Source organism: Alloalcanivorax balearicus MACL04 (assembly GCF_025532145.1).
Taxonomy (GTDB): domain Bacteria; phylum Pseudomonadota; class Gammaproteobacteria; order Pseudomonadales; family Alcanivoracaceae; genus Alloalcanivorax; species Alloalcanivorax balearicus.
Genome location: NZ_ARXS01000001.1, coordinates 361285 through 384612, shown reverse-complemented (window position 1 = coordinate 384612; position 23328 = coordinate 361285). Strand labels below are relative to the sequence as shown.

At 62.3% G+C, this 23328-nt stretch carries 22 protein-coding genes; 11 read left to right on the top strand and 11 right to left on the bottom strand.

What is annotated here, in order from left to right; translation table 11 throughout:
• Nucleotides 1-5: 5 nt before the first annotated feature.
• Nucleotides 6-965, top strand: coding sequence for an SPFH domain-containing protein (locus tag MA04_RS01740; RefSeq protein WP_163124745.1), 960 nt, complete (start codon nucleotides 6-8; stop codon nucleotides 963-965).
• 2 nt (nucleotides 966-967) lie between these two features.
• Entirely contained in the window at nucleotides 968-1978 is a 1011-nt protein-coding gene (locus MA04_RS01735) for a YheT family hydrolase (RefSeq protein WP_262459246.1), read from the top strand.
• Nucleotides 1979-2122: 144 nt separating this feature from the next.
• On the opposite strand, the gene MA04_RS01730 is transcribed toward MA04_RS01735, so the two are convergent.
• The 7 genes from MA04_RS01730 to MA04_RS01700 all read right to left on the bottom strand — a co-directional run bounded on the left by MA04_RS01730 (nucleotide 2123) and on the right by MA04_RS01700 (nucleotide 9787).
• On the bottom strand, nucleotides 2123-3442 hold the full coding sequence (locus MA04_RS01730) for a hypothetical protein (protein ID WP_163124751.1): 1320 nt from the start codon (nucleotides 3440-3442) through the stop codon (nucleotides 2123-2125).
• A gap of 1 nt (nucleotide 3443) precedes the next feature.
• The gene (locus MA04_RS01725; protein ID WP_163124754.1) at nucleotides 3444-4088 is read right to left on the bottom strand and encodes a 3-oxoacid CoA-transferase subunit B; all 645 of its coding nucleotides are present in this window, start codon (nucleotides 4086-4088) and stop codon (nucleotides 3444-3446) included.
• Nucleotides 4075-4758: a 3-oxoacid CoA-transferase subunit A gene (locus MA04_RS01720; RefSeq protein ID WP_262459245.1), complete on the bottom strand. Its 684-nt coding sequence runs from the start codon at nucleotides 4756-4758 to the stop codon at nucleotides 4075-4077. The genes MA04_RS01725 and MA04_RS01720 overlap by 14 nt, the downstream gene beginning before the upstream one ends.
• A 12-nt stretch (nucleotides 4759-4770) precedes the next feature.
• The gene (locus MA04_RS01715) at nucleotides 4771-6720 is read right to left on the bottom strand and encodes a TRAP transporter permease (RefSeq protein WP_262459244.1); all 1950 of its coding nucleotides are present in this window, start codon (nucleotides 6718-6720) and stop codon (nucleotides 4771-4773) included.
• Nucleotides 6721-6789: 69 nt separating this feature from the next.
• Nucleotides 6790-7929, bottom strand: coding sequence for a TAXI family TRAP transporter solute-binding subunit (locus tag MA04_RS01710; protein WP_163124760.1), 1140 nt, complete (start codon nucleotides 7927-7929; stop codon nucleotides 6790-6792).
• 278 nt (nucleotides 7930-8207) lie between these two features.
• Nucleotides 8208-8999 carry an IclR family transcriptional regulator gene (locus MA04_RS01705; RefSeq protein WP_262459243.1) on the bottom strand — a complete coding sequence of 264 codons (792 nt, stop codon included), beginning with the start codon at nucleotides 8997-8999 and terminating at the stop codon, nucleotides 8208-8210.
• An 83-nt stretch (nucleotides 9000-9082) separates the two neighbouring features.
• Entirely contained in the window at nucleotides 9083-9787 is a 705-nt protein-coding gene (locus MA04_RS01700; protein WP_262459242.1) for a TetR/AcrR family transcriptional regulator, read from the bottom strand.
• A 98-nt stretch (nucleotides 9788-9885) separates the two neighbouring features.
• On the opposite strand from MA04_RS01700, the gene MA04_RS01695 reads away from it, so the two are divergent.
• The 3 genes from MA04_RS01695 to MA04_RS01685 all read left to right on the top strand — a co-directional run bounded on the left by MA04_RS01695 (nucleotide 9886) and on the right by MA04_RS01685 (nucleotide 13596).
• Nucleotides 9886-11328: a coniferyl aldehyde dehydrogenase gene (locus MA04_RS01695; protein WP_163124769.1), complete on the top strand. Its 1443-nt coding sequence runs from the start codon at nucleotides 9886-9888 to the stop codon at nucleotides 11326-11328.
• 84 nt (nucleotides 11329-11412) lie between these two features.
• Complete coding sequence (locus MA04_RS01690; protein ID WP_262459241.1) at nucleotides 11413-11934, top strand: twin-arginine translocation signal domain-containing protein; 522 nt, start codon at nucleotides 11413-11415, stop codon at nucleotides 11932-11934.
• Nucleotides 11935-11979: 45 nt separating this feature from the next.
• Nucleotides 11980-13596, top strand: a complete 1617-nt coding sequence (locus tag MA04_RS01685) for a GMC family oxidoreductase (protein WP_262459240.1) — start codon at nucleotides 11980-11982, stop codon at nucleotides 13594-13596.
• Between the two features lie 21 nt (nucleotides 13597-13617).
• On the opposite strand, the gene MA04_RS01680 is transcribed toward MA04_RS01685, so the two are convergent.
• Nucleotides 13618-13986 carry a MerR family transcriptional regulator gene (locus tag MA04_RS01680; protein ID WP_022997429.1) on the bottom strand — a complete coding sequence of 123 codons (369 nt, stop codon included), beginning with the start codon at nucleotides 13984-13986 and terminating at the stop codon, nucleotides 13618-13620.
• Between the two features lie 78 nt (nucleotides 13987-14064).
• On the opposite strand from MA04_RS01680, the gene MA04_RS01675 reads away from it, so the two are divergent.
• From MA04_RS01675 to MA04_RS01650, 6 genes are all read left to right on the top strand, one after another.
• Nucleotides 14065-15129, top strand: coding sequence for an SDR family oxidoreductase (locus MA04_RS01675; RefSeq protein WP_262459239.1), 1065 nt, complete (start codon nucleotides 14065-14067; stop codon nucleotides 15127-15129).
• Nucleotides 15130-15193: 64 nt separating this feature from the next.
• Nucleotides 15194-15688, top strand: coding sequence for a pantetheine-phosphate adenylyltransferase (coaD, locus tag MA04_RS01670; RefSeq protein ID WP_262459238.1), 495 nt, complete (start codon nucleotides 15194-15196; stop codon nucleotides 15686-15688).
• A 79-nt stretch (nucleotides 15689-15767) separates the two neighbouring features.
• Complete coding sequence (ggt, locus tag MA04_RS01665) at nucleotides 15768-17456, top strand: gamma-glutamyltransferase (RefSeq protein WP_262459237.1); 1689 nt, start codon at nucleotides 15768-15770, stop codon at nucleotides 17454-17456.
• Between the two features lie 84 nt (nucleotides 17457-17540).
• Nucleotides 17541-18341 carry an AraC family transcriptional regulator gene (locus MA04_RS01660; RefSeq protein WP_262459236.1) on the top strand — a complete coding sequence of 267 codons (801 nt, stop codon included), beginning with the start codon at nucleotides 17541-17543 and terminating at the stop codon, nucleotides 18339-18341.
• Nucleotides 18342-18353: 12 nt separating this feature from the next.
• Nucleotides 18354-18713, top strand: a complete 360-nt coding sequence (locus MA04_RS01655) for a VOC family protein (RefSeq protein WP_262459235.1) — start codon at nucleotides 18354-18356, stop codon at nucleotides 18711-18713.
• 59 nt (nucleotides 18714-18772) lie between these two features.
• Nucleotides 18773-19579 (top strand): hypothetical protein, encoded by an 807-nt coding sequence (locus tag MA04_RS01650; RefSeq protein ID WP_262459234.1) that lies wholly within the window; start codon nucleotides 18773-18775, stop codon nucleotides 19577-19579.
• A 20-nt stretch (nucleotides 19580-19599) separates the two neighbouring features.
• On the opposite strand, the gene MA04_RS01645 is transcribed toward MA04_RS01650, so the two are convergent.
• The 3 genes from MA04_RS01645 to lpoB are packed head-to-tail and all read right to left on the bottom strand — an operon-like array spanning nucleotide 19600 to nucleotide 23316.
• Nucleotides 19600-21363 (bottom strand): monovalent cation:proton antiporter-2 (CPA2) family protein, encoded by a 1764-nt coding sequence (locus MA04_RS01645; protein WP_262459233.1) that lies wholly within the window; start codon nucleotides 21361-21363, stop codon nucleotides 19600-19602.
• Between the two features lie 33 nt (nucleotides 21364-21396).
• On the bottom strand, nucleotides 21397-22695 hold the full coding sequence (locus MA04_RS01640; RefSeq protein ID WP_262459232.1) for a CsgG/HfaB family protein: 1299 nt from the start codon (nucleotides 22693-22695) through the stop codon (nucleotides 21397-21399).
• A 30-nt stretch (nucleotides 22696-22725) separates the two neighbouring features.
• Nucleotides 22726-23316 (bottom strand): penicillin-binding protein activator LpoB, encoded by a 591-nt coding sequence (gene lpoB, locus MA04_RS01635; protein ID WP_262459231.1) that lies wholly within the window; start codon nucleotides 23314-23316, stop codon nucleotides 22726-22728.
• Nucleotides 23317-23328 lie beyond the last annotated feature (12 nt).

Sequence of the window (23328 nt, the reverse complement as noted above, 5' to 3'; positions counted from 1 at the left end):
TTATTATGCAAGGATTGATTATTTCCGCACTGATCGCCCTTGGCGTCATCGTGCTGCTGGGGATGACCATCCGTATCGTTCCGCAACGAAGCGTGTTCGTGGTGGAACGGCTCGGCAAGTATCGCACTTCCCTGGAAGCCGGCCTGCACATCCTGATGCCGTTCATCGACAAGGTGACCTACAAGCATTCCCTGAAGGAAATCGTGCGCGATGTGCCGCGCCAGAGCTGTATCACCAAGGACAATATCGAAGTCTCCATCGACGGTGTCATGTACCTGCAGGTGGTCGATCCCAAATCCGCCAGTTACGGCGTGGACGACTACGTTATGGCCGCCCAGCAGCTGGCGCAAACCACGCTGCGTTCGGTGATCGGTAAGATCGACCTGGACAAGACCTTCGAGGAACGCTCCGAAATCAATATGGAAGTGGTCCAGGCGGTGGACGAAGCGGCCCAGCCCTGGGGCGTGAAGGTTCTGCGTTACGAGGTGGCGGATATCAATTTGCCCGCCTCGATCAAGGACGCCATGGAGAAACAGGTCCGCGCCGAGCGGGAACGCCGTGCGGTGGTGGCGGAGTCCGAAGGGGATCGTCAGGCCGCGATCAACCGTTCCGAGGGTGACCGCCAGGCGGCGATCAACCGCTCCGAGGGTGAGAAGCAGGAGATGATCAACATCTCCGAAGGTGAAAAGATGAAGCAGATCAACGAGGCGGAAGGTCGCGCCCGGCAGATCGAACTGATCGCCCAGGCCACCGCCACGGGTTTGCGTGAGGTGGCCACGGCGGTGAAGGAAGACGGTGGCGAGGAAGCCGTCAGCCTGCGCATCGCCGAACAGTACGTGAGCGCCTTCGAGAAACTGGCGAAGGAGTCCACCACACTGCTGCTGCCGTCCAATCTGAGCGATGTCGGCGGCACCGTCGCCGGTCTGCAAAAAGTACTGAAGACGATCGACAGAACCCAGCCCTGAGCATGACTTCCGCCGCTTTTCGGGCCCCCTGGTGGGCCCGTTCTCCCCACCTGCAAACCCTGTGGGGGCCGCTGTTGCGGCGCACCAGAGCGCCAGCGCGGCGGCGGGAGGTTCTGCCGCTGGCGGACGGCGATCATCTGCTGCTGGACTGGTGCGGGCCGGCACCGGACGGACAGCTGCCGGTATTGTTACTCCAGCACGGCCTGTCCGGTTCCAGTGATTCGCATTACATCATCGGTATCCAACGACGTCTGCTCGCCCTGGGCCTGCCTTCCGTGGCGGCCAATGGCCGTGGCGCCCTGGTTCCCAATGACACCGCCAGGTCTTACCACGCCGGGGAGATCGATGATCTCAACGCGGTGCTCGAACACGTCCATGAACACGCCAAGGGGGCACCGGTACTGGCGCTCGGCGTTTCCCTGGGGGCCTCACGCCTGCTCAACTGGCTGGCCCTGGCGGATTCCGGCAAGCTGGCCGGCGCCCTGGCGATCTGCGCGCCGTTGCAACTGGCGAACAGTGCCGACCACATGGATCAGGGTCTGTCGCGCATCTATCGCAATCATCTGATCAAAGCCCTGCTCGCTACCCTGGATGCCCAGGAACGACATCTGCACAAGGTGAACCCCGAACAAGCGGCGATCCTGGCCGGCCTCGACCGCACCGGCATCCGCTCTTTCTGGGACTTTGACGGGCGGATCGTCGCGCCTTTGTACGGCTTTCGCGATGCCGCCGACTACTACGCTCAATGCTCCGCCGGGACGCGCCTCGGCGCCATTGATACTCCCACCTGGCTGCTGCAGGCCCGGGACGACCCCTTCATGACCGAGGCCAGCCTGCCCCGGCAGCAGGATCTCAGTGATACGGTGACGCTGGAAGTGGCCGAACACGGTGGCCATGTGGGGTTTGTTCAGGGTTCGATCCGGCGTCCTCATTACTGGCTGGAGGAGCGGGCCGAGGTTTTCGTCCGCGCGTTTTCATCGAATCATCAAAGCGTTTCCACCGCTGCCGGCTGACCGGTATCAACGGCGAAGAGAGACGCTACGAAGCCGCTGTGGGAGCTTGCCTGCAAGCGAATTCCTGGGAAACGCGACCCCAATTCGCTTGCAGGCAAGCTCCCACAGTAGCCTTGTCGTTCGGCGCCGGGTGGCGACATGAATTCACGGCATCAGCACCACGGTAAGCAAAGCGGCCAGCCCGCCGCTCAAGACCAGCCAGCAGGCGGACAACCCCAGGTTCCAGCGGAACGCGGCGACCCGGGCGTCGTAGCCGGTAAGCCGTTCCATCAATAGCGAATTGGCGGAATAGGGCGTCCCCGTGGCGCACTGGGCCCAGCCACTGACGATCGCCAGCCCCAGACCGACGTACGCTTCCGGCGGCCATACCGGCCCCATCACGCCGCCGGCCAAAGTGCCCATGATGATCGGATTGAGTCCCAGTTGGCCGCCACCGAAGAACAGAAACGGCACCACAAAGGCCACCAGCGGATAGCCCCAGTCCGGTAGCGAGAACGCCTCGCCCAGGGAATGCAGCACCAGCAGACTGATCAGCGCGCCCAGAAACGATGAGCCGCCCATGATCACCACCTCGTTGGCCAGCGGCGCCATGGTCGGCAGCGACACTCGCTCACCGCGCCAGCGCTCGCGCACCATCAGCAGGATGACCGCGATCAGACAGCTCAGAGTGACCGCTTTCGAGTAACGCAAATCCAGCAGACCGTTGAACAGCAGCGTCACCATCCAGATCGCGGTGACCACCGCGCCGAAGCGCAGCCAGGGCATCAGCATACTGTCCTTGCGGTCGTCGCCGCCGACCGGTTTTTCCGCCTCCCGGAACAAGGCGCCGCTGGCCAGATAGATCATCGCCAGCGGCACACTGATCGCCAGCAACTCCCAGGAATGCAGACCCACAAGATAGGTCAGGGTGGTGACCACGGAAATGGACAGCGGGGAAAACATCGGCGAGGCGCCGTAGCCACGCAGCACGCCACGGGCGGCATTGCGCGCCATGGCCGAGTCGCCGTGGCCCTGCACCTGCTCGTTGACCATTGAACCGATCAGGCCCACCGAGCCGAAGTTGAGCGGCACGGAGAGGAAGGCGGTGCCGAAAGTCACGCTGTAATAACGGGGCAGCGGCCGGCCGCTGAACAATCCGGCGGAAATCCGCTTCAGATCCGGCGAACGGCCCAGCACCGCCGCCAGCAACATCATGGTGACGATCAGGGCGGTCAGACGAATCATGGCGGTGGCGGCCAACACCACGGATTGCGGAGCCACCAACAGAGCGGCCAGCAATGACAGCAACACCAGCGTCAGCAGGCCTCGCGCCACCATTCGCAGCTCACCCCAAGCCAGGGTCACCGCCACCAGCGCGGCGGCGACCCCCGCCAGATTCACAACCGGCCAGGCCGGCAACAGACCGGCGACCAGGGCCGCGTAGGTCAGCCCCGACCGCCAGCGAAGCCGTGCCGCCGTCGACACGTCAGTTCTGCGCCGGCAACAGCGTCGCGCCGGTCAGCGCCTGCACCTCGTCGAAGGTGTTATCACCGTGCAATTGACGTACCCGCAGCCCGTCGTCAGTCACGTCCAGCACCGCCAGATCGGTGTAGATGCGTTTCACCACGGCGGCGCCGGTCAACGGATAGTTACAGCTTTCCAGGATCTTCGGTTCACCGCTCTTGGTGGTGTGGCTCATGATCACGAACACCTGCTTGGCGCCCACCGCCAGATCCATGGCGCCGCCCACCGCCGGTGGGTAGGTGTCGTTATTGGTGGCCCAATTGGCCAGGTCGCCTTTTTCCGACACCTGGAACGCACCCAGCACCGCCAGATCCAAATGACCGCCACGCATCATGGCGAAGGATTCCGCGTTGTCGAAATAGGCGCCACCGGGCAGCAGAGTGACGAACTGCTTGCCGGCGTTGATCAAATCCGGGTCTTCCTCGCCCGGAGCCGGAGCCGGGCCGACACCGAGGATGCCGTTCTCGCTCTGGTAGATCACCTGCCGGTCGTCACTGACGTAGTTCGCCACCATGGTGGGCATGCCAATGCCCAGATTCACATAGGCGCCATCGGGAATATCCTGGGCCACCCGCTCGGCGATTTCCGCCGGTTTAAGCCGCATCATTCCGCCACTCCTTCTGTGCCACTACCCGATCCACGAAGATACCCGGGGTGACGATGCATTCCGGGTCGAGATCGCCCACTGCTTCCACCCGTTCCACTTCCGCCACGGTCAAGGTGGCGGCGGTGGCCATCGGCGGATTGAAGTTACGGCCGGCGGTATTGTAAATCAGGTTGCCCCAGGCATCCGCCCGTTGCGCCTTGATCAGGGCCACGTCGGCGGGCAGGGCGGTTTCCAGTACATAGCCGCGGCCGTCGATCACCTTGGTTTCCTTGCCTTCGGCCAGCCGGGTGCCATAACCGGTAGGCGTATAGAACCCGCCGATGCCGGCGCCGGCGGCGCGGATCCGTTCCGCCAGAGTGCCCTGGGGTACCAGTTCCAGCTCGATGGCGCCTTCTTCATAGAGACGTTCAAACCACACTGAACCGGCGGAGCGCGGAAACGAACAGACGATCTTGCGCACCAGACGATCTTTCAGCAGGGAGGCGATGCCCTCATCACCCACCCCGGCGTTATTGGAGATCACGGTCAGATCCCGGGCGCCATGCTGACGCAGGGCCTCGATCAGTTGCAGGGGAAAACCGGAACTGCCGAAGCCGCCGATCATCACCGAGTCACCATCCTTGACGTCGGACACCGCCGACTCGAAGGAATCCCAAACTTTATTAATCACGATCTTTCACCTTTACGATTCACGCGAGGACACCGCGGCCACCGGTTTGAACAATCGACGGCTGAAGTACACCAGCGCCAGCAAACCAAACCCGACCACATCGCTGATGGGTTCCGGGTAAATCAGCAAAGCGCCCGCCACGATCAGTACGATCCGCTGCACCATCGTCAGCACCCCGACACGGTAGAGATACCCTTCCATGGCGGAAGCCAACAGCCAGATGGCGGTGATCGCGGTCACCGTGGACAACAGAATCTTGCTCCACTCGCCCTGTAGAATGAGGGACGGGTTGAGCACGAACAGGAACGGCAGGACGAACAGAATCGCTCCCAGCCGCATGGCGTATATGCCGGTTTTGGTGGCATTGGCATCGGCCACGCCCGCCGCGGTGATGGCGGCCAGGGCCACCGGCGGGGTGACATAGGACATCATGCCCCAGTACAGAATGAACAAATGGCTGGCCAGTGGATTGAGGCCGGCATTGACCAGCGCCGGCGCCAGCAGGATGGACAGGAAGATATAGCAGGCACTGACGGTCATTCCCATGCCCAGGATGAAGCTGGTAACAGCGCCCGCCGCCAGCATCAAAGGCACACTGCCGTCAGCGTACAGCAGCAGTTCGCGGGAGAAAGCGCCCGCCACGCCAGTGTAGGAAAGCCCGCCGACCACCAGGCCGATACCGGCCAAAATCGCCACCAGATTGGAGACGCTCAGCGTCAGATCCTGGATCATGGTTTTCGCCCGGGTCCAGTTCATGCGGTGATTGCGCTTGAACATGGAAATACCGATCAGTACCAGCGCGGCATAGTAAGGCGCGTAGGCCTCCAGACGCATCACCAGCAGCATGTAGATCAAGGCCACCAGACTGAACAGGTATGGCCAGCCGTCCTTGAGTGTTTCCTTGAGGTCCGGAATCTCGGACTCCGGCATGCCTTTGAGGCCGCGTCTGGCGGCGTAGTTATCCACCTGGAAAATCAATGCCAGATAGAACAACAGGGCCGGCAGGAAAGCGGCGATCATGATCTCGGAATAGGGGACACCGAGGAACGACGCCATGATGAACGCCACCGCGCCCATGATCGGCGGCATCAGGGTACCGCCTGTGGAAGCGCAGGCCTCCACGGCGCCGGCATAGTGAGCCGGGTAGCCGGTTTTCTTCATGGTCGGGATGGTGATCGGGCCGGTGGTGAGAATGTTGGAAATCACGCTGCCGGACAGACTGCCGAGGATGCCGCTGGACAGCACCGCCACCTTGGCCGGACCACCCCGGCTGCGGCCCATCAGGGCAGTGGCGAAGCGCATGAAGAATTCCCCGCCGCCGGTGGCGGTGAGTGCCGCGCCGAACACGACAAAGCCGATCACCAGTTGCGCCACCACCTGCATCGGAATACCGATGATGCTTTCCACACCGATCACATGGGAGCGGATGGTTTCGGCGAAACCGTACTGGTTACCCCAGAGAAAACCGGGCATGTGGTCCGCGTAGAGGGGGAAGCTGCCAAACAGCAAAGCCACCGCCAACAGCGGCCAGCCGCCGCAGCGACGCACGCCTTCCAGCACCAGTACCAGCAGGATGCCGGAGAATACGGTGGCCTCGGTGGGCGCCATGAAATCCCAGCCCTGCTGAATCATGACCAGGCCGTGGTGCCCCAGATAGCCGCAGGACACCAACGCCGCCAGCGCCAGGATCCAGTCGTACCAGGACACCCGCTCACGGGCACCGGACCAGGCCGGGAAGGTAATGAAAGCCGCCGCCAGGAACAGGCCGATCAGGTAGTACAGGTAAGCATTACCCAACGGCTTGAAGCCGAGTAGCGCCAGATCAAAGGTTTGATTGATGGCCATCAACAGACCCAGGGTACCCAGGGTCATGACCAGCCAATAGGCCGGCCCGCGCAAACGGGAGGAAGGAGCGCCGGCCTCCTGGCTGTGCTCTTGGGAAGCATCCGCAGACGTCGTCATGGAGGGACTCCGGAAATAGCATGATGGAACCCGGGGCGGGCTCCCTTTCCGCCCCGGCTTTCAGAAGGATCAGAGGGAATTAAGTGCCTGAGTACGGATACGATCCCAGATCGCGGCGAACTCTTCGTCGCTCTTGCCATCGCCTTCGGCCACGGCTTTCTGCCAGGCGTCACGCAATGCATTCAGGCGTTTGATGCGGGCGTCGTTCCAGGCCTGGGCCTCGTCGGTCCAGATGCCTTTTTCTTTCAGGTAACGGATGGCGCCTTCATGGAAGGGCGCGTCCGCCGCCGGCACACCAGCCTGTTTCAGATCCCAGCGCGGCATCACCGAGGTGGCGTCCTTGTACAGGTCATAGGTTTCATCCAGCGCCTTGGTGAAGGCGTAGACCAGATCCGCGTCGGTATCGGAACGAACCACCAGCACCGGATAACGGTAGGCCAGGATGTCCACCGGGTTTTCCTCGCTGATGCCGGCGCCCACGGTTTCCGTGTACGGCTGGAAGAACGGTGCTACCGCGCGCAGGCGCTTCCAACCTTCCGCGTCATCGGCGGGTACTTCCAACCAACGGATACCACGAGGGGACTGCTCCAGCTCGTAAACGTGGCTGGGCGTGGTGGTGGTACAGGAAGCGTCGGCTTCGTTGCGCGCCAGGGAACTCATGGCGTTGGCGTAGGTGGGGAACATCTTCGCGTCGACGTCATCCCGGGTCAGGCCGGCAAATGCCAGGAAGGCATCGCATTTGACGTTGATGGACGGGTTGCCCGCCACGTAGGCGAAGCGCTTGCCCTTGAGATCCTGAAGCGTATGAATGTCGGCGTCCGCGGCAGTGAAGATACCGAACGAGGAAGGACGGCCGGCCACCACGCGAAGATCCTGTGGTCCCCAGCGGCGAGTGGAGAAATCATAGATCCCTTCACTGGCGAAAAACGTTTCCGTGGCCAGGAAACCGATATCGGCACGCTTGCTCAGCACCGGTTGCAGACGACCAATGGAGGAGCCGGAAGGCTGGATACGGATACGGGTGCCGAACTTCTTGCCGAACGCATCGGCAATGGCGGACGCTTCGGCGTAGCCGGCGGAACCCACATCATAGGAAGACCAGGTCATGGATTTGGGCAGTTCCGCGGCGCTGGCGCCAGCGGTAAGGACCAGACCGCCGCTGATCATGATAGAGGCGAAAAATCGACGCAGGCGAGTCGATGAAGTCATAAGTATCTCCGAGGATTGTTTTTTTACCGCCGTCGTGGACGGCGTCAAAATCGTTCGTGACGATTCAGGGGCATCCCGCCCGGCTCAGGGAGGCCATCCTCATGCCGGAGAGGATCCCGGCATCGGCCCTTTGCGAAAACTAGTCGGTCACTCTGGTTGGAGTCAATAAATTTTCCCAAATCCAAATAAAAAATTCTCGTATTTCAAGAAAAATAGAAAAAGGCGATCATAAATGCGTCGATCGTTACGCACTTATTTGTTTAATAATGCCCTCAGCGTCATCCTTGCAGGCGGGAGATTTCATCCCGGATCACGTCGATCACCATGCTCCGGCGCTCTTCGTTCATCCGGGACACCACCGACGCCACACTGACCGCCACGTCCTGGCCGGAGCCGGGCACCCGGAACGCCATCCCCAGGGCCGCCACTTCCGGAATGATGCGGCCATTGTTGAAAGCAAAGCCGTCACGCCGGTATTCCAGCAGCCATTGGCGCACCTCCGACAAGGTGATGCCCGAATAGCGCTCATAGCGGTCCTGATTGAGCAGCAGCATGCGGTCACCTTCCTCCACCGGCAGGGAGGCCAGCAGCGAACAGGAGCCGGCCCCGATCCCCAGCGGCCGGCGGGCACCGACCATCAGGGTATTGGCGCTGATCGGATAAGTGCCTTCGGAGAGATCAATGCACACCGAATCCCGATTGGAACGGATCGACAGGTAGGTGGATTCCTCGGTGCGCCGGGAGATGTTTTTGAGCATCGGCCTCAGCCGCTGCCGCAGCTGCAGATCCGGTGCCACCGCCTGGGCGGATTCGGCGATATCGAGCAGTTCGAATCCCACGTGATAGGTCTTCACATAGGGGTCAAAGGTCAGCAATCCTTCGTGGGCAAGAGCGGTCAGCAACCGGTGCGCGGTGGCGGTATTCATCCCCACCTCGCGGGCAATCCGTGACAGAGTCCCTCCAGTGGGGAAAGTGCGCGCGACCGTGCGCAACAACAACGACGCCTTGGCCAGAGTGGTGCTGGTGACGGGCTTGGCCTTCTTGGCGGTGGTGGTTCGGACTGAGCTCATGGGACTCCGTGACGGCACATTTTCTCGTTATACGTGATTTTTATCTCGCATAACGATAGCCATTACCCCGCGATCTGCCAAGCTCAGCCGTTCGACGCCTCCCCGACATGGGAGCCGGATGCCGTGAACAACAGGTTCACCGTGGTGTCGCCAACCCGGAATTCCGCCTTCATGGCATCCAGATGATTCAGAGCCTCCCCCCGCAGATAGGGCGCCTCCAGGCACACGATCTGATAGATGCCCTGACGCAACAGGGCCCGATCCAGGGTCTCGTTTTCAGCGGCGGCGGGATTGAGACCGTGGGTCAGGCCCGGCCATGACATCGCCAGTACCCAGGTATTCACCATCAGGGCACGCAGGTCCTCATCGCTGGCCTCGATCAGACCACTGGCGCGCAATCCCTGATAAATCTGCAACCCGCGCTCCATACCATCTTGCACGAACTGTGTGTATTCGGCGCGCAACTCCGGATCCTGGTGGAGAAAATGCGGCAAATCCCGATGCAGAAACCGGCCCTGCCACATCGACTCCAGAATCCCCTGCAGGTAGTGCATCTTGTCCTGCCAGGTCAACGCCCCCTTGGGCGGCGGCAACCATTCCCAGATTTGTTGCCGGTAGCGTTGGAACAGCGCCGCCACGATCGCCGTCTTGTTGCGGAAGTGATAATACAGGTTGCCGGGACTGATCCCGAGGGCTTCAGCGATGTGGTTGGTGGTGACATTGCGCTCGCCGTGGCGATTAAACAGGTCCAGGGCGGTGTCCAGAATGCGCGTTTTGGTGCCAGTCATACGGGGCCAATCCAATCAAAGGGGAAACAGGGGGTTGACCTCTAGAGTAATTACTCTAAAAATCCCAATCAGTCCAATAACAATCCAGGAGGCGCATTATGGTCGCCGAAATCAAGGAGCTCAAAACCGATCAGGCGCAGATCACGCGCATGAACACCTTGTTCGAAGCCCAGCGGGCCGCTTTCCGCCGTCAGCCTTACCCTTCCGTGGAGGAACGCCGGGAGGCCATCCTGCGCCTCAAACCCATGCTGCTGGATCACCAGGACGAGATCATCGAAGCGCTGCGTCAGGATTTCGGCAACCGCGCCGCCGATGAAACCAAGCTGGCGGAGCTGCTCACCAGCGTCGAAGGCATCAAATACCACGCCAAGAAAGTCGCCAAATGGATGAAACCCAGCCGCCGCAAGGTCGGTGCGCCGCAATGGCCGGGCAAGGCCTGGGTGGAATATCAGCCGGTGGGCGTGGTCGGTGTGATCGTGCCCTGGAACTATCCGGTGTACCTGGCCATCGGTCCGCTACTGGCGGCGCTGGCGGCGGGCAACCGGGTGATGATCAAGATGAGCGAATCCACCCCGGCCACCGGGGCTCTGCTGCAACGTCTGATCGCGGATACTTTTCCGGAAGATCAGGTGGCGGTGGTCAACGGCGAAGTGGATGTGGCGGCGGCGTTCTCGGCGCTGCCGTTCGATCATCTGCTGTTCACCGGTTCCACTTCCGTGGGCCGCCATATCCTGCGCGCCGCGGCGGAAAATCTGACACCGGTGACGTTGGAACTGGGTGGCAAGAGCCCCTGCATCATCGGTGAGGATTTCCCGATGAACGAAGCGGTGGAGCGTATCGCCTTTGGTAAATGTCTGAACAGCGGTCAGACCTGTGTGGCGCCGGATTATATTCTTTGCCCCGAACAGCGGGTGGAGGAATTCGTCGAACAGTGGCGCGCGCAGATCGGCAAGCTGTATCCGACCATGGCGGAAAACCCGGACTACACCAGCATCATCAACGACCGCCAGTACCAACGCCTGCAGGGATACCTGCGCGACGCAGAAGAAAAAGGTGCCCGCATCGTCAGCATCAACCCCGCCAATGAGGATCTCGGCGACAGCCGCAAGCTGCCACACACTCTGGTGCTGAATGTCACCGACGACATGAAAATCGCCCAAGACGAAATCTTCGGCCCCTTGATGCTGGTGATGCCCTATAAGGGGCTCGATCAGGCCCTGGATTACGTCAATGACCGGCCCCGCCCGCTGGCGTTGTATTACTTCGACTGGAACAGCGGCAACGCGCAATACGTGCTGCGCAATACCCACGCTGGCGGCGTCTGTCTCAACGATACCGTCAGTCACGTGGGCGTGGATGACATGCCGTTCGGCGGTGTCGGTCCCTCGGGGATGGGCCATTACCACGGCCACGAAGGCTTCCTGACCTTCTCCAAGGCCAAAGGGGTCTACCGCAAGGGCAAGTTCAACGGCACCAAACATATCCTGCCACCCTACGGCCGGGGCATGCACCGTTTCATCTATAAGTATCTGCTCAAATAGCCGGCCCGGCGGGCGTGACTTTTCGGTGACGCCCGTCCGGTCGTGATAACAAGCACAACAACACAATCAGGATGGAAACCGGGAATGGATCGTCGCGACTTTCTCAAACTCAGCGCCGGCGCCAGTGTCATGCTGACGGCGGGATCAAGTCTGGCCCTGTTGACCGGCTGCAGCCGCAACGACGGTCCGGCCCATGGTTACCGCCACCTGCGCTCCCAGGACGTCACCTTGCTCAGACCGCTGGCCCGGGTGCTGCTGGCACCGGCCCTGGCCGCGGCGGACGCCACCGCCGACCAGGCGCTGATGGCTTTCGATGACCTTCTCGACGGCGGTATGCCCGGCACCCGTGGCGCGGTGTTCGAGTTGCTCGATCTGCTGCAACTGGCCCCGGGGCGTTGGTACCTCACCGGCACCTGGAAACATTTCGCCGAGCAAACCGAAGAACAGCTCAGCGCGACCCTGGATCACTGGTCACGCAGCGAAAGCGAGCTGCCAAGGGCCGCGTTCCGAGGCCTCACCCAACCGTTCCACATGGCCTGGTACGTGAAGCCGGATGCCGCCCGCACCACCGGTTATCCCGGCCCGCCGAACAAGATCATCAGTTGAACCACCGCCAGCCCACCTGAAAACAAAAAGCGTAAGGGTATCGCCATGCAGGATTTATCCGCCTTGCCGATCAGCGGCATCAAGGATCTCTGGAAAACCGGTATCGCCGAAGGCTGGCATGCCTTGGATGGCCAGACCATCACGGAAAACCGCACCCTGGAAGCCGATGTGATCATTGTCGGCACCGGAGCCGGTGGCGGTGTCAGCGCGGAAGTGCTCACTCAGCATGGCCTCAAGGTCATTTTGCTGGAAGCCGGCCAATTGCGCAGCTCCGACGATTTCATTCTTGATGAGGGCAAGGCCTACCACGACCTCTATCAAGAGGGGGCAATGCGCGCCACCAAGGACGCCGGCATGACCATCCTGCAAGGCCGCACCGTGGGCGGCACCACCGTGGTCAACTGGACCAGCAGTTTCCGCACACCACGCCAGACCCTGGATTACTGGCGTGACCGTTTCGGCGTCAGCGACCTGGACCGGGAAGCGCTCAACCCCTGGTTCGACCGAATGGAGCAGCGCCTTAACATCAGCAAATGGGCCATGCCACCAAACGCCAACAATGCCGTGATCAAGAAAGGGTGCGAGAAACTGGGGTGGCACTGGGGCATCATTCCACGCAACGTCAGCGGCTGCTGGAATATTGGCTATTGCGGCATGGGCTGTCCCACCGACGCCAAGCAATCCATGCTGGTCACCACACTGCCGGCGGCAATGAAGAAAGGCGCCACCTTGCTCTACAGCACCCGCGCCGAGCGACTGCTGATGGAAGGCGATAAAGTTGTGGGGGTAGAAGCGCGGCCTTTGAATCAAGCCAAGGAGCCCACCGGCGCCACCCTGACCCTGAAGGCGCGGGCCGTGGTGGTTTCCGGAGGCGGCATTCAGAGCCCGGCGTTGTTGTTGCGCTCGGACGCCCCGGATCCGGAAAAACGGATAGGAAAGCGCACCTTCCTGCACCCCACCAGTTTCACTTTTGGTCGGTACCAAGAGGAAGTGGCCCCCTACTATGGCGCGCCCCAGTCCTTGTATTCCGACGAGTTCATCTTCAAATACGGCGTGGACGGCCCCGGCGGCTACAAGCTGGAGATGATGCCGCTGCATCCGGGGCTGGCCAGCGCGCTCATCGGTGGCATCGGCGAACAGGCACGGCAGCAGATCACCGGTTTGCCGCATCTGGCGGCCTCCATCGCGCTGGTCCGCGACGGCTTCCATGACAATAGCGAAGGCGGCTCGGTGGAATTACGTGACAACGGCGAGCCCGTTCTGGACTACCCGGTGAATGGGTATCTGCTGGAAGCGGTGAAACGATCCCATCTGACCCAGGTGGAAATGCAGTTCGCCGCCGGTGCCAAGGCGGTGCGGCCCGGTCACTCCCATGCTCCGTACTACCGCAACTGGGATGAGGCCCGGCAAGGCATCGAAACCCTGGAATACGCGCCTTTTATTACCTCGCTGGGCAGTGCTCATGTGATGGGCGGGTGCGCCATGGGCGACGACGAAAAACACTGTCTGGTAAACCACGACGGCAGCTACAAATATCTGGACAATCTCTACGTCATTGATGGCTCGGTGTTTCCCACCAGTCTCGGGGTCAATCCGCAATTAAGCATCTATGCAATCAGCGCGCGCAACGCCACCGCCCTGGCGGAAAAGCTCAGCGCCTGAAGGAGCCAACCACAAACGCGCTCAGGTGCCGCGTGATCGCGCGGCACTTTCCTCCAGCTTTCGCTGCTCCCGCGCCAGCAGATCACGCACCTCGGACAGCTCCGCCATGCGCCGCTCCACCGCTTCCCGTTTTTCCGCCATCAACGCCGCCCCCCGGGCACAATCAATACGATCGTCACGTAGCGCGTCCAGCACCTCGCGGATTTCCCTGAGGGAGAACCCCAGCCCTTTCAGTTGCCTCACCATGGCTACCCGCTCCACCGCCGGTTCCGGGTAATCACGGTAATTGTTACCACGGCGGTCCACTTCCCGCAGCAGCCCCTGTTTCTCGTAATAACGCAGCGTGTGGCGACTCACTCCGGTTCTTTGTTCCAGTTCCGCGATGCGCACCTTTCTCTCCGACTGATATTGACCTTAGAGCATACTCTACACTTTACAGTGGCGGGCCACTCATCAGGGAGAACCGTCATGACGCTACTGATCACCGGCGCCACCGGCTTTATCGGCCGTCACCTGTGCGCCCGGCTCACCGCCCGGGAGCAGCCCGTTCTGGCGCTGATGCGCCACCCGCAAGCCCTTGCCAAGCTCCGCGCCACCGTGGACCGGCTCGGAGGAAACAGCCACTACCTCGATGCTCTGCCCGGAGATCTGGATGCCCCCGATCTCGGCCTTACCGGCAGCCCGCCGCCACTGGACGCGGTGGTGCATCTGGGCGCCCGCTTCGGTTGGCGGTTACCAGCGGAAGCCGCACGCCGGACCAACGTTTCCGGCAGTCTGGCGGTGGCGCGACTGGCGCGGCATCAGCATTGCCGGCTGGTCTTCATCAGCGGCTTCATGCTGGAAAACCAGCGCCACCTGAAACGCCTGGGAATTGACGGAGAGGATCCGGCGGCCATCGACTGGCAACGGGTGTATCGTCGTGCCGGGGCTTATGAAGCCAGCAAAATGGAAGCGGCGATCACCGTGCGTTGGCGGCTGCGAAACGAGGACTGGGTGGAGGTACAACCCGCCACGGTGGCGGGCCACAGTCTCAATGGTGATCTGGATCCGGCGCAACCCCTGCACACGCTGATCGACAATCTGGCCCGGGGACGGCTGGCGATGATCCCCGGCGGCCCCGGACATTGGCTGCCGTTGATCCCGGTGGATACCCTGGCCGCAATCATCGACCACGCCATTCGGGTTCCGGCGCCGCCACGGCGAATCCTCGGACTGGACCCGGGCACGCCGAACCTGAAACCCATGCTGAGCCTGATCGCCGAAACCCTGGGATGCCGTGCCCCCGGGCTCCATTTTCCCATTCCGCTGCTCGCTCACTTGCTGCGGTTGCCCGCCCTGGCTCGATTCGCCAACACCGAACCGGAAGCGCTCCATTTCATCCAGCCGGAGCGGTTCGATCTGAGTGCCACCACGCCCTTCCTGGAACGCACCGGCGTGCGCCTCCCGCCAATGCCGCAAGTGCTTCGGGCCAGCGCCCGTCACTATCTGGAAAGTCACGGCCGGACATCGGAAAAACGGCAAGGTTCCCGGTAATGTGCGTGCGCGCATGGATCGCGTTATGCTTGGCGCCCCATTTCAAGGACAAAGCGAGCCGAACATGACCAATCGCGTTGTTTACCCGGGCACCTTCGATCCCATTACCAACGGCCATAAAGACCTTATCGAACGGGCCGCCGACATGTTCGATGAAGTGATCGTGGCGGTGGCCGCCAGTGAAAAGAAACGCCCCCTGTTTACGCTGGAAGAGCGCGTCGGGTTGGTGGAAGAATGCGTTCAGGAACGCGGTAACGTCCGTGTGGTCGGGTTTTCCCAGCTGCTGGCGCACTTCTGCCAGGACCAGGAAGCCAACATCCTGCTGCGGGGCCTGCGAGCGGTCAGTGACTTCGAATACGAATTCCAGCTCGCCAACATGAATCGCAAGCTGGCGCCGGAACTGGAGACCGTGTTCCTCACCCCGGCCGAGCATTTGTCCTTTATTTCCAGCTCCCTGGTTCGGGAAATCGCGCTGCTGGATGGCGATGTCAGAGAGTTCGTGCCGGACAACGTGGCCATCGCGCTGGAGCGCCGCAAGAAAGAACTGGCCGGCGAGTAACACCGCCGGCCTGCTCGTTGGTGAAGATGCTTGGTGAAGAGAAGAGCCCACCGGTACGGATTGAATCAGGAGCCTCCTTATGACACCGCGTGCCTTGCTGCTGTCCCTGTTTGCCGGTTTCACCTTGCTGTGCGGCACCGCCGCCGTGGCCGGCGCTCCCGATAAAGCGGCCATCGCCAGTGCCCACCCCCTCGCCACCGAGGCCGGCTTTGAGGTGCTGGATAAGGGGGGTAACGCCTTCGACGCCGCCATCGCGGTAGCCGCCGCCCTGGCGGTGGTGGAACCTTACTCCGCCGGCATGGGCGGTGGCGGTTTCTGGTTGCTCCATCGCCAGAAGGATGGCTATGAAACCATGGTGGACGCCCGGGAAACCGCGCCCGCCGCAGCCACCGAAACGCTGTTTCAGGATGACCAGGGCGAAGTCGTGCGCGACCGCGCCATCAATGGCCCCCTGGCCGCCGGCATCCCCGGCCAGGCCGCGGCCTTCGTCCACCTGAGCGAGCGCTACGGACGTCTGCCGCTGGCCCGGACCCTGGCACCGGCGATCCGTCTGGCCCGCGATGGCTTCCCGGTGGAAGACCATTACCGGACCCTGGCTGGCTACCGCGTGGACGTGCTCAATCGCTACCCGGAAGCGGCCTCCATCTTTCTGCGCGACGGCAAGATTCCCGAGGCCGGCACGACGATCCGCCAGCCGGATCTGGCCAAGGTTTTGCAAGCCATCGCCGACCAGGGCTTCAACGGTTTTTACCGTGGCCCGCTGGCCAGGAAGATGGTTTCAGGGGTTCGCGAAGCCGGGGGTATCTGGACCCTGGAAGACTTGGAAAACTATCGGGTAAAAGAGCGGACACCCATCACCGGCGAGTACCGGGGAGCCCGCATCGTTTCCGCGCCGCCGCCTTCCTCCGGCGGGCTGGTGATGATGGAGACGCTCAACATTCTCAGTAATTTCAATGGCGGCGAGATTAGTGAGGACTTACTTCCACACCTTGCGGTGGAAGCCATGCGGCGCGGTTACCAGGATCGCGCCCGCTACATGGGTGACCCGGACTTTGTGGATATGCCTGTGGATAAATTGGTGAGTAAGTCCTACGCCAAGGCGCGGGCCGCCGGCATCGAGCTGGACAAGGCCACACCCAGCGCCAGCCTCGGTGATCCGGTGACGGTGGAGGAGGGCTTCCATACCACCCACCTGTCCGTGCTCGATGGCGAAGGCAACCGGGTCGCCGCCACGCTCAGCATAAATCTGCCCTTCGGCAGTGCTTTCGTGCCCCCCGGCACCGGTGTCCTGCTCAACAATGAGATGGACGATTTTTCCGCCAAACCGGGCAGCCCCAACGCCTATGGCCTGGTCGGCAGTAAGGCCAACGCCATCGCCCCCGGCAAGCGCCCCCTGTCCTCAATGACGCCGACCTTCGTGGAAATGAAGGACGGCGTCGCCATTCTCGGCACCCCTGGCGGCAGCCGCATTATCTCCATGGTCCTGCTCGGCGTGCTGGAGGCGGTGGATGGTAAACCGGTGGAAGACTGGGTTTCACGGGTTCGTTTTCACCATCAATACCTGCCGGACGAAGTGGAAGTGGAACCGGACTTCCTGGGCACCGCGGAGGCCCGCGGGCTCGAGCTACGCGGCCATACCCTGAAATCCACCGGCCGCCGCTACGGCAACATGCAGGCGATTTACTGGAATAAGCGTACCGGCGAGGTCACCGCCGCCAGTGATCCACGAGGCATTGGCGCCGCCCGGGTGCGGCCCCCGGATTCCTGAGCCCCTCGGCTGATCCGGTGTATGACGGCCCGGATCAGCCGGGTAATATGGGGCTGAATCGTCTCTTAATGGGAGGCTCCGACGGTGGACCTGTTGATGCCGTTCGCACCGCATCCCCGGTTGCGGCGTTACATCAGCCATTACTGGCTTAGCCGGAACAGTAGCGCCGGTGACCACCGCATCCTGCCCGATGGCTGTGTGGATCTGGTCCTGGCCGCCAGTCATGACCTCACCGTCACCGCCTACGGTTCCACCACCGCCCCGGGAACCGCCCGCGTACAGGCCGGCCATCACTATCTCGGCATTCGTTTCCATCCGGGACAGCACCGTCATTTTCTGCCGCTACCGGCGGCGGAACTGCGCGACAGCGCCCTCCCTTTGCCAGACCATCGCGGGCTGATCGCGACATTGGACTCCCAAGTTTTTACCCATCCGCATCCAGGTCGGATCCTTGATCAGCGGCTGCTGGACTGGCTGGCGCATTACCCGGTGGAGACCGACGCCCTGGATCGTTGGCTGCTCCACGCGCCCTGGAAAAGCGGTATCGCCCCTGTTTGCCATGCCTTCGGAGTGAGCAAGCGCCAACTACAAAGGCAATTTCAGCAGCGCCTGGGTATCAGCCCGATGACCTTTCTGACCATCCGCCGCTGCCAATGGCTGATCCGAACCCTGACTCAAGAAGGCGTACCGCCCCTGGCGGCGCTGGCCCAGGACGCCGGCTTCGCCGACCAGAGCCATATGACCCGTACCCTGAAACGGGTGATGGGCGTGACCCCCGCCGCCGCCATTTTGCCCGATCACGATGTCGCTTTTATTCAAGACGCGGTGCGCACCCCCCCCCCTAATCTGACACTTCCCGGAGCCTGTTCAAGGGCTCCTATCTGACGGAGATCGACGATGAAACTGTGGTCAGGTCTGGTGGTGACGGATCCCATGGCGGCAAGGGACTTTTACGTGAGCCACTTCGGCAGCGAGGTTCTGTTCGACAGCGACTGGTTCGTTTTGTTGAGCCTGGGGGGCGGCGAGTTGGGCTTCCTGAAGCCCGATCAGGCGGCACAAGCCCCCATGTTCCGGCAAACGGTGACGAGCGGCGCCTGGGTCGCCGTGGATGTGGACGATGTGGATGCGCAATACCAGCGATTCCGCGACGCCGGGGTCGACATCGAAGTGCCACTGCGGGACGAACCCTGGGGCGACCGCCACTTTGTCGTCCGTGATCCCAACGGCATTCCGGTGGATGTCGTGCGCCATGGATGATGGCGCCGCCGCCGGGGCGGGGAGTATCCTTGAGTGGAAATCGATGGCACGGTTGGTCCATGAAGTCTTTTTTTCCTGCCCTGGCGATAGGTTTGGGTTTGCTGCTGATCGCTTGCGATGAGGGCCCTTCCCGGCCCGCGCCGCCGCCGCCTTTCTCCCATCCTCCGGGACCACCGGCGGTGGCGGGCGTGCCCGTGGAAACACATCAGAGCACGGTGCGACTGTTTCTGGATCATCTGGCCCGGAGGGAATCCGAAGCCGGCTGGAACCTGCTCAGCCGGGAAAGCCGGGCGCTTTACCCCGACATCATGGCCTTCGCCCGTCAGACTTCGGAACAGGCGGAACTGGCCGCGGACCTGCTCGCCGACCCCGCCCTGACCTGGACCACCCGAGCCGTGGCGCCGGGAGCCCAGGTCGGGGTGACCACGGTATCCGGCGAGACCCGGCGTGAGGGGATGACGGATAATGTGGCGTTCAGTTGGATCACCCGTTTCCAGCAAGGACGTCTGGCCATCGAGCTGCCGCCCCAGGCGGACGACACCCTCTATCGTTGGGAAAATCCGAGCGGCACCGGACCCGGCGGTCTTTATCAAAGCGACACCCCACTAACCATCGCCTTTCCGGCAAACGAGGAGGGAGAAGGTAATGGCGTGGAGCGGGTGCACATCAGCCTGGACCAGCGTCTAAGCGTGGCGCCGATGACCGCGATGGAAAAAGAAGATGACACTATCCGCTACACCTTCTCGCCGGAAACCCTGGCGCCTGGCCCTCATGTGGCCACCGTGACCTGGTGCGATAGCGAACTGAAGATCTGGTACCAGAGCACCGCGGTCTTCGTCGTCACCGCCGCCCCGCCTCCAAGCTGACACGCTGCTGGAAATCGTGTCTATTCCTGCTCCCGATCCGCGCTGAGCAGGGACTGCAGTTCCTCGCGTCCACGGGCGGACAGTTCGATCAGTTTCTCCAACTCATCACGATGGGCCACCTGTTCGCGCAGCAGCCGCTCGTCCACTTCACGGAAGGTGCGCACCAGATCGATGGCGGTGGTCTCCGGCAGACCAAGCTGAGTCAGTACCGCCTGGCTGGCGCGCAGACTGGATTCCAGCGTTTCCCGCACCACATGCTGCACCCCGAGGGCCAGCAGGGAATAGGCATGATGACGGTCCCGCGCCCGGGCAATCAGAGTTACCTTGGGAAAATGTTCGAGAATCAAATGAGCGGCGCGCAGTGAGTCCTCCACGCCATCCACCGCCAGCACCACCACACGGGCATGCCCGATACCGGCATGGTGGAGCAGATCCAGCCGGGTAACGTCGCCGAAATACACCTGGTTGCCGTAACGCCGCACGGTATCGATGTGCTCCGGATTGGTGTCCAGCGCGGTGAACGGTATATTCCGGCTCAGCAGAATACGGCCGATGATCTGGCCAAAGCGGCCGAATCCGGCCACCACCACCTGTGGCTCCTGATTATCGGGAATCGGCTCCTCGGGCAGGGCGGCACTGGGCCGCTGTTCCGGCCAGAGCCGGGTAACCAGTTTCAACAGCAATGGGGTGGCGGCCATGGACAGCGCCACCACCAGGTTCAAGCGGCCAATGTCATCGCTGCCCAATAACCCCAGAGCGCCGGCCTGAGTGAACAGCACAAAGGCGAATTCACCGCCTTGACTGAGTAGTAATCCGAACAGCAGCGCGCCACGCCAGCTGTTGCCGGAGACTTTGGCGATCACCATCAACACCAGGGTTTTCAGCGCCAGCAGCGCCACACCCCAGGCCAGGATGTCCAAGGGCGCCTGCACCAGCAGCCGCAGATCCATGGTCATGCCGATGGCCATGAAGAACAGGCCCAGCAGCAGTCCCTTGAACGGCTGGATATCGGTATCGAGTTGCTCCCGATAGGGCGAATTGGCCAGCAACATACCGGCCACGAAAGCGCCCAGCCCCATGGAAAGATGCAGCATTTCCATCAAGGCGGCGGCACTCAGGACCAGCAACAAGGCCGTGGCGGTCATCAATTCCCGGTTATGCAGCTTGGCCAGCCAGCCAAGCCAGGGATTCAGCAGATAACGCCCTGCCAGGACCATGCCGGCAAGCGCCAGAAAACCGATCAGCAGATTGGGTTTATCCGCGCCCTCCGCACCACCGGCCAAGGCCGGCAGCAGCAGCAGCAGCGGGATCACCGCCAGATCCTGGAATAACAGAATGGAAAAAGCACCCCGCCCCTGGGGGGTACCCAACTGCCGGGTCTCCACCAGCATTTGCACGGCAAAGGCGGTGGAGGACAACGCCAGGGTGGCACCAATGGCAATGGAGGCGTTGGTCGGCTCACCCCACCACAGGAAAAAGCCGGTCAGCAGGGCGGCGCTTAGCACCACCTGGCTCACGCCCATGCCCATCAGCTGGCGCCGCCGCGCCCATAGCTGTTGCGGAGCCAGCTCCAGGCCCACCACGAACAGCATCAACACCACGCCCAGTTCGGCGAAATGCAATACCCGATCCGCACCCTGGATAGCGGCCAGGCCCATCGGCCCCACGATCACGCCGGCCACCAGATAACCGAGGATGCTGCCCAGTCCCAGGCGCTGAAACAATGGCAACAGCAGCACCGCTGCGCCCAACAGCACTAACGCTTGTACGAAAAAACCTTCCATCGGCACCTCCTCGGAATGGGCTATCGCGGCTCGTCAGTCCCAGCGGATCGGCGCTTCCGAGGAGCCGGGGGAGGGCGGTTGTCCGGCCGGCCCTTGCTCCCCCGAAGCCGCGATCCCCAACACCCGCACCCGGTCACCGGCCTGCACCGCGGCAGCAGCCTGGGTCACTCGCGCCAGCGCGTACCCTTCACGGGTCTCGATCACCCGCGCCCGGGTCAGCTCCGCACCGGCCAGTTGAATCGGTAAACCGGTGTCCGGGTCCTTGATCTGTTCCCCCGGCCGGTATACCGACACTATCGCATCGGTCTCCAACCGCCCCGCGCCCTGGCTCAGGTAGAGCATATCGCCGCTGACTTTCAAGACCCGCACCGGATACAGCACGTCGGTGGCGGCGCCACTCAAGGCCCGGGCGATACTGGGATAGAGCCGGTCGGCCAGACGCTCAGGATGGCGGCGATCCTCGATGTTCTGCTGACGCGCCCAGGCCCGCACCGTGGCCTCGTCCTGCCGCCAGTCGAACAAGTCGCTCCACAACACTTCACCGGTGGCGGTATCCAGTAGCCGGTAGCGGACCCGCACACGGGGCTCGAACCCCTGGAAGTCGGCGCCATAAAAGCGACGTTGACGGTCGCCGATACTGAAGTCCTCGATGCGCCCCACCAGCAACACATCGGCGCCTTGCACCCGGCCCAGCCGGGCCCATTCCGCCGGATCGACGCTGCCACCGGACACCGTCGCTCTTTCCCGTTCCAACGCTGCCTGGTGGGCACGATCAAGCACCCGGAACCGGCCCGCCTGCGTGAACGCATCGACCAGATCGTCCCGCAGCCGGCTTTGCACCTCGGCGGCACCGATGGTCACTTCACCCAATTGATATTCATTGGCACGGGTTTCGAAGGGCATCACCGCGATGGCGGGAAGGTGTCCACGCCCCGGACGCAAGGACTGATAACGCAGCACCCGGGCTTCCACGCTCGCTTTCCACAAGGCGTCGTCGACCCGATTCACCGCGAGCACCCGATAGCCCTGCAAACTGCCCAGGGTAGGCAACTGCGGATCCGCTACCGAGGTCTGGCTGCCTATCCAGGTGCTGACGTCCCCCTCACGCCGGATTACCCACTGGCTGACCTGACGGCGAAAGGAGGGATCCACCGCCAACGCCACACCTCCAGCCTGACGCACCGCGCCCACCAGCGCCTCGGTGACCGCATGTTGCGGTGTTTCACCATAACCCTCGGCGGTCACTTTGACGGTTTCGGTGGCACTCCAGACCAGGCCGCTTAACAGCAGGCCTATCGCCACCAGGATGATTCGATAAGACCGGGTCACCATAACTGCCTCCGTGCCCATTGGGGCAGCCCGTTATAAACCAAACAGGCTGCGACTGCGGGTCTTGCGGATTTCCTTCTCACCGGACCATTCGATGATGCCGCTCTGGATGTTCAGCAGTTTGAGCGTGAATTTGTAATACACGTCCTTGGTGCTGTTATCCCGTTTAACGATGGAGGACAGATTACCGTAGAGCATGAACTCGGCGCCGATCTGCCGCCCCATCTGGGCGGCGGTGGACTGATCCACCATGCCGGAGTCCTGTTGGTACTCCAGTTGCTGACGCACGCGGTCCACCACGGTCATGTCGACGAAACGGAACTTGCCGGAGTTGATCAGCCTGGACTGGATGGTGTCGGTGATGGATTCGGTGTCCACATGCTCGCTGGTCTTGTTCTTGACCCGGTCCACGAACAGCACCGGGCGACGGTTGCGGGTGAGTTCCACCACCGGCGGGAACACCATCATGTCATCCACCATCTTGGTGGCGATCATCTGCAGGTCGGAGGAGCCGAAATCCGGAGTCACGGTCTCCCGCGCCTGGGGGTCGCCGTATTCCACTTTCGAGGCACAACCGCTTGCCAGCAGTGCCACTCCCAGCATCATCGCCATCACTACGCGCATCTTCGCTTCTCC

What these genes read in the sequence shown, in the direction of transcription:
- MA04_RS01710 (WP_163124760.1), bottom strand. Translation starts at nt 7,929, where the DNA reads ATGACTTCATCGACTCGCCTGCGTCGATTTTTCGCCTCTATCATGATC.
- lpoB (WP_262459231.1), bottom strand. Translation starts at nt 23,316, where the DNA reads ATGCGCGTAGTGATGGCGATGATGCTGGGAGTGGCACTGCTGGCAAGC.
- MA04_RS01645 (WP_262459233.1), bottom strand. Translation starts at nt 21,363, where the DNA reads ATGGAAGGTTTTTTCGTACAAGCGTTAGTGCTGTTGGGCGCAGCGGTG.
- ggt (WP_262459237.1), top strand. Translation starts at nt 15,768, where the DNA reads ATGACACCGCGTGCCTTGCTGCTGTCCCTGTTTGCCGGTTTCACCTTG.
- MA04_RS01695 (WP_163124769.1), top strand. Translation starts at nt 9,886, where the DNA reads ATGGTCGCCGAAATCAAGGAGCTCAAAACCGATCAGGCGCAGATCACG.
- MA04_RS01675 (WP_262459239.1), top strand. Translation starts at nt 14,065, where the DNA reads ATGACGCTACTGATCACCGGCGCCACCGGCTTTATCGGCCGTCACCTG.
- MA04_RS01685 (WP_262459240.1), top strand. Translation starts at nt 11,980, where the DNA reads ATGCAGGATTTATCCGCCTTGCCGATCAGCGGCATCAAGGATCTCTGG.
- MA04_RS01705 (WP_262459243.1), bottom strand. Translation starts at nt 8,999, where the DNA reads ATGAGCTCAGTCCGAACCACCACCGCCAAGAAGGCCAAGCCCGTCACC.
- MA04_RS01740 (WP_163124745.1), top strand. Translation starts at nt 6, where the DNA reads ATGCAAGGATTGATTATTTCCGCACTGATCGCCCTTGGCGTCATCGTG.
- MA04_RS01725 (WP_163124754.1), bottom strand. Translation starts at nt 4,088, where the DNA reads ATGATGCGGCTTAAACCGGCGGAAATCGCCGAGCGGGTGGCCCAGGAT.
- MA04_RS01650 (WP_262459234.1), top strand. Translation starts at nt 18,773, where the DNA reads ATGAAGTCTTTTTTTCCTGCCCTGGCGATAGGTTTGGGTTTGCTGCTG.
- MA04_RS01640 (WP_262459232.1), bottom strand. Translation starts at nt 22,695, where the DNA reads ATGGTGACCCGGTCTTATCGAATCATCCTGGTGGCGATAGGCCTGCTG.
- MA04_RS01700 (WP_262459242.1), bottom strand. Translation starts at nt 9,787, where the DNA reads ATGACTGGCACCAAAACGCGCATTCTGGACACCGCCCTGGACCTGTTT.
- MA04_RS01655 (WP_262459235.1), top strand. Translation starts at nt 18,354, where the DNA reads ATGAAACTGTGGTCAGGTCTGGTGGTGACGGATCCCATGGCGGCAAGG.
- MA04_RS01735 (WP_262459246.1), top strand. Translation starts at nt 968, where the DNA reads ATGACTTCCGCCGCTTTTCGGGCCCCCTGGTGGGCCCGTTCTCCCCAC.
- coaD (WP_262459238.1), top strand. Translation starts at nt 15,194, where the DNA reads ATGACCAATCGCGTTGTTTACCCGGGCACCTTCGATCCCATTACCAAC.
- MA04_RS01715 (WP_262459244.1), bottom strand. Translation starts at nt 6,720, where the DNA reads ATGACGACGTCTGCGGATGCTTCCCAAGAGCACAGCCAGGAGGCCGGC.
- MA04_RS01690 (WP_262459241.1), top strand. Translation starts at nt 11,413, where the DNA reads ATGGATCGTCGCGACTTTCTCAAACTCAGCGCCGGCGCCAGTGTCATG.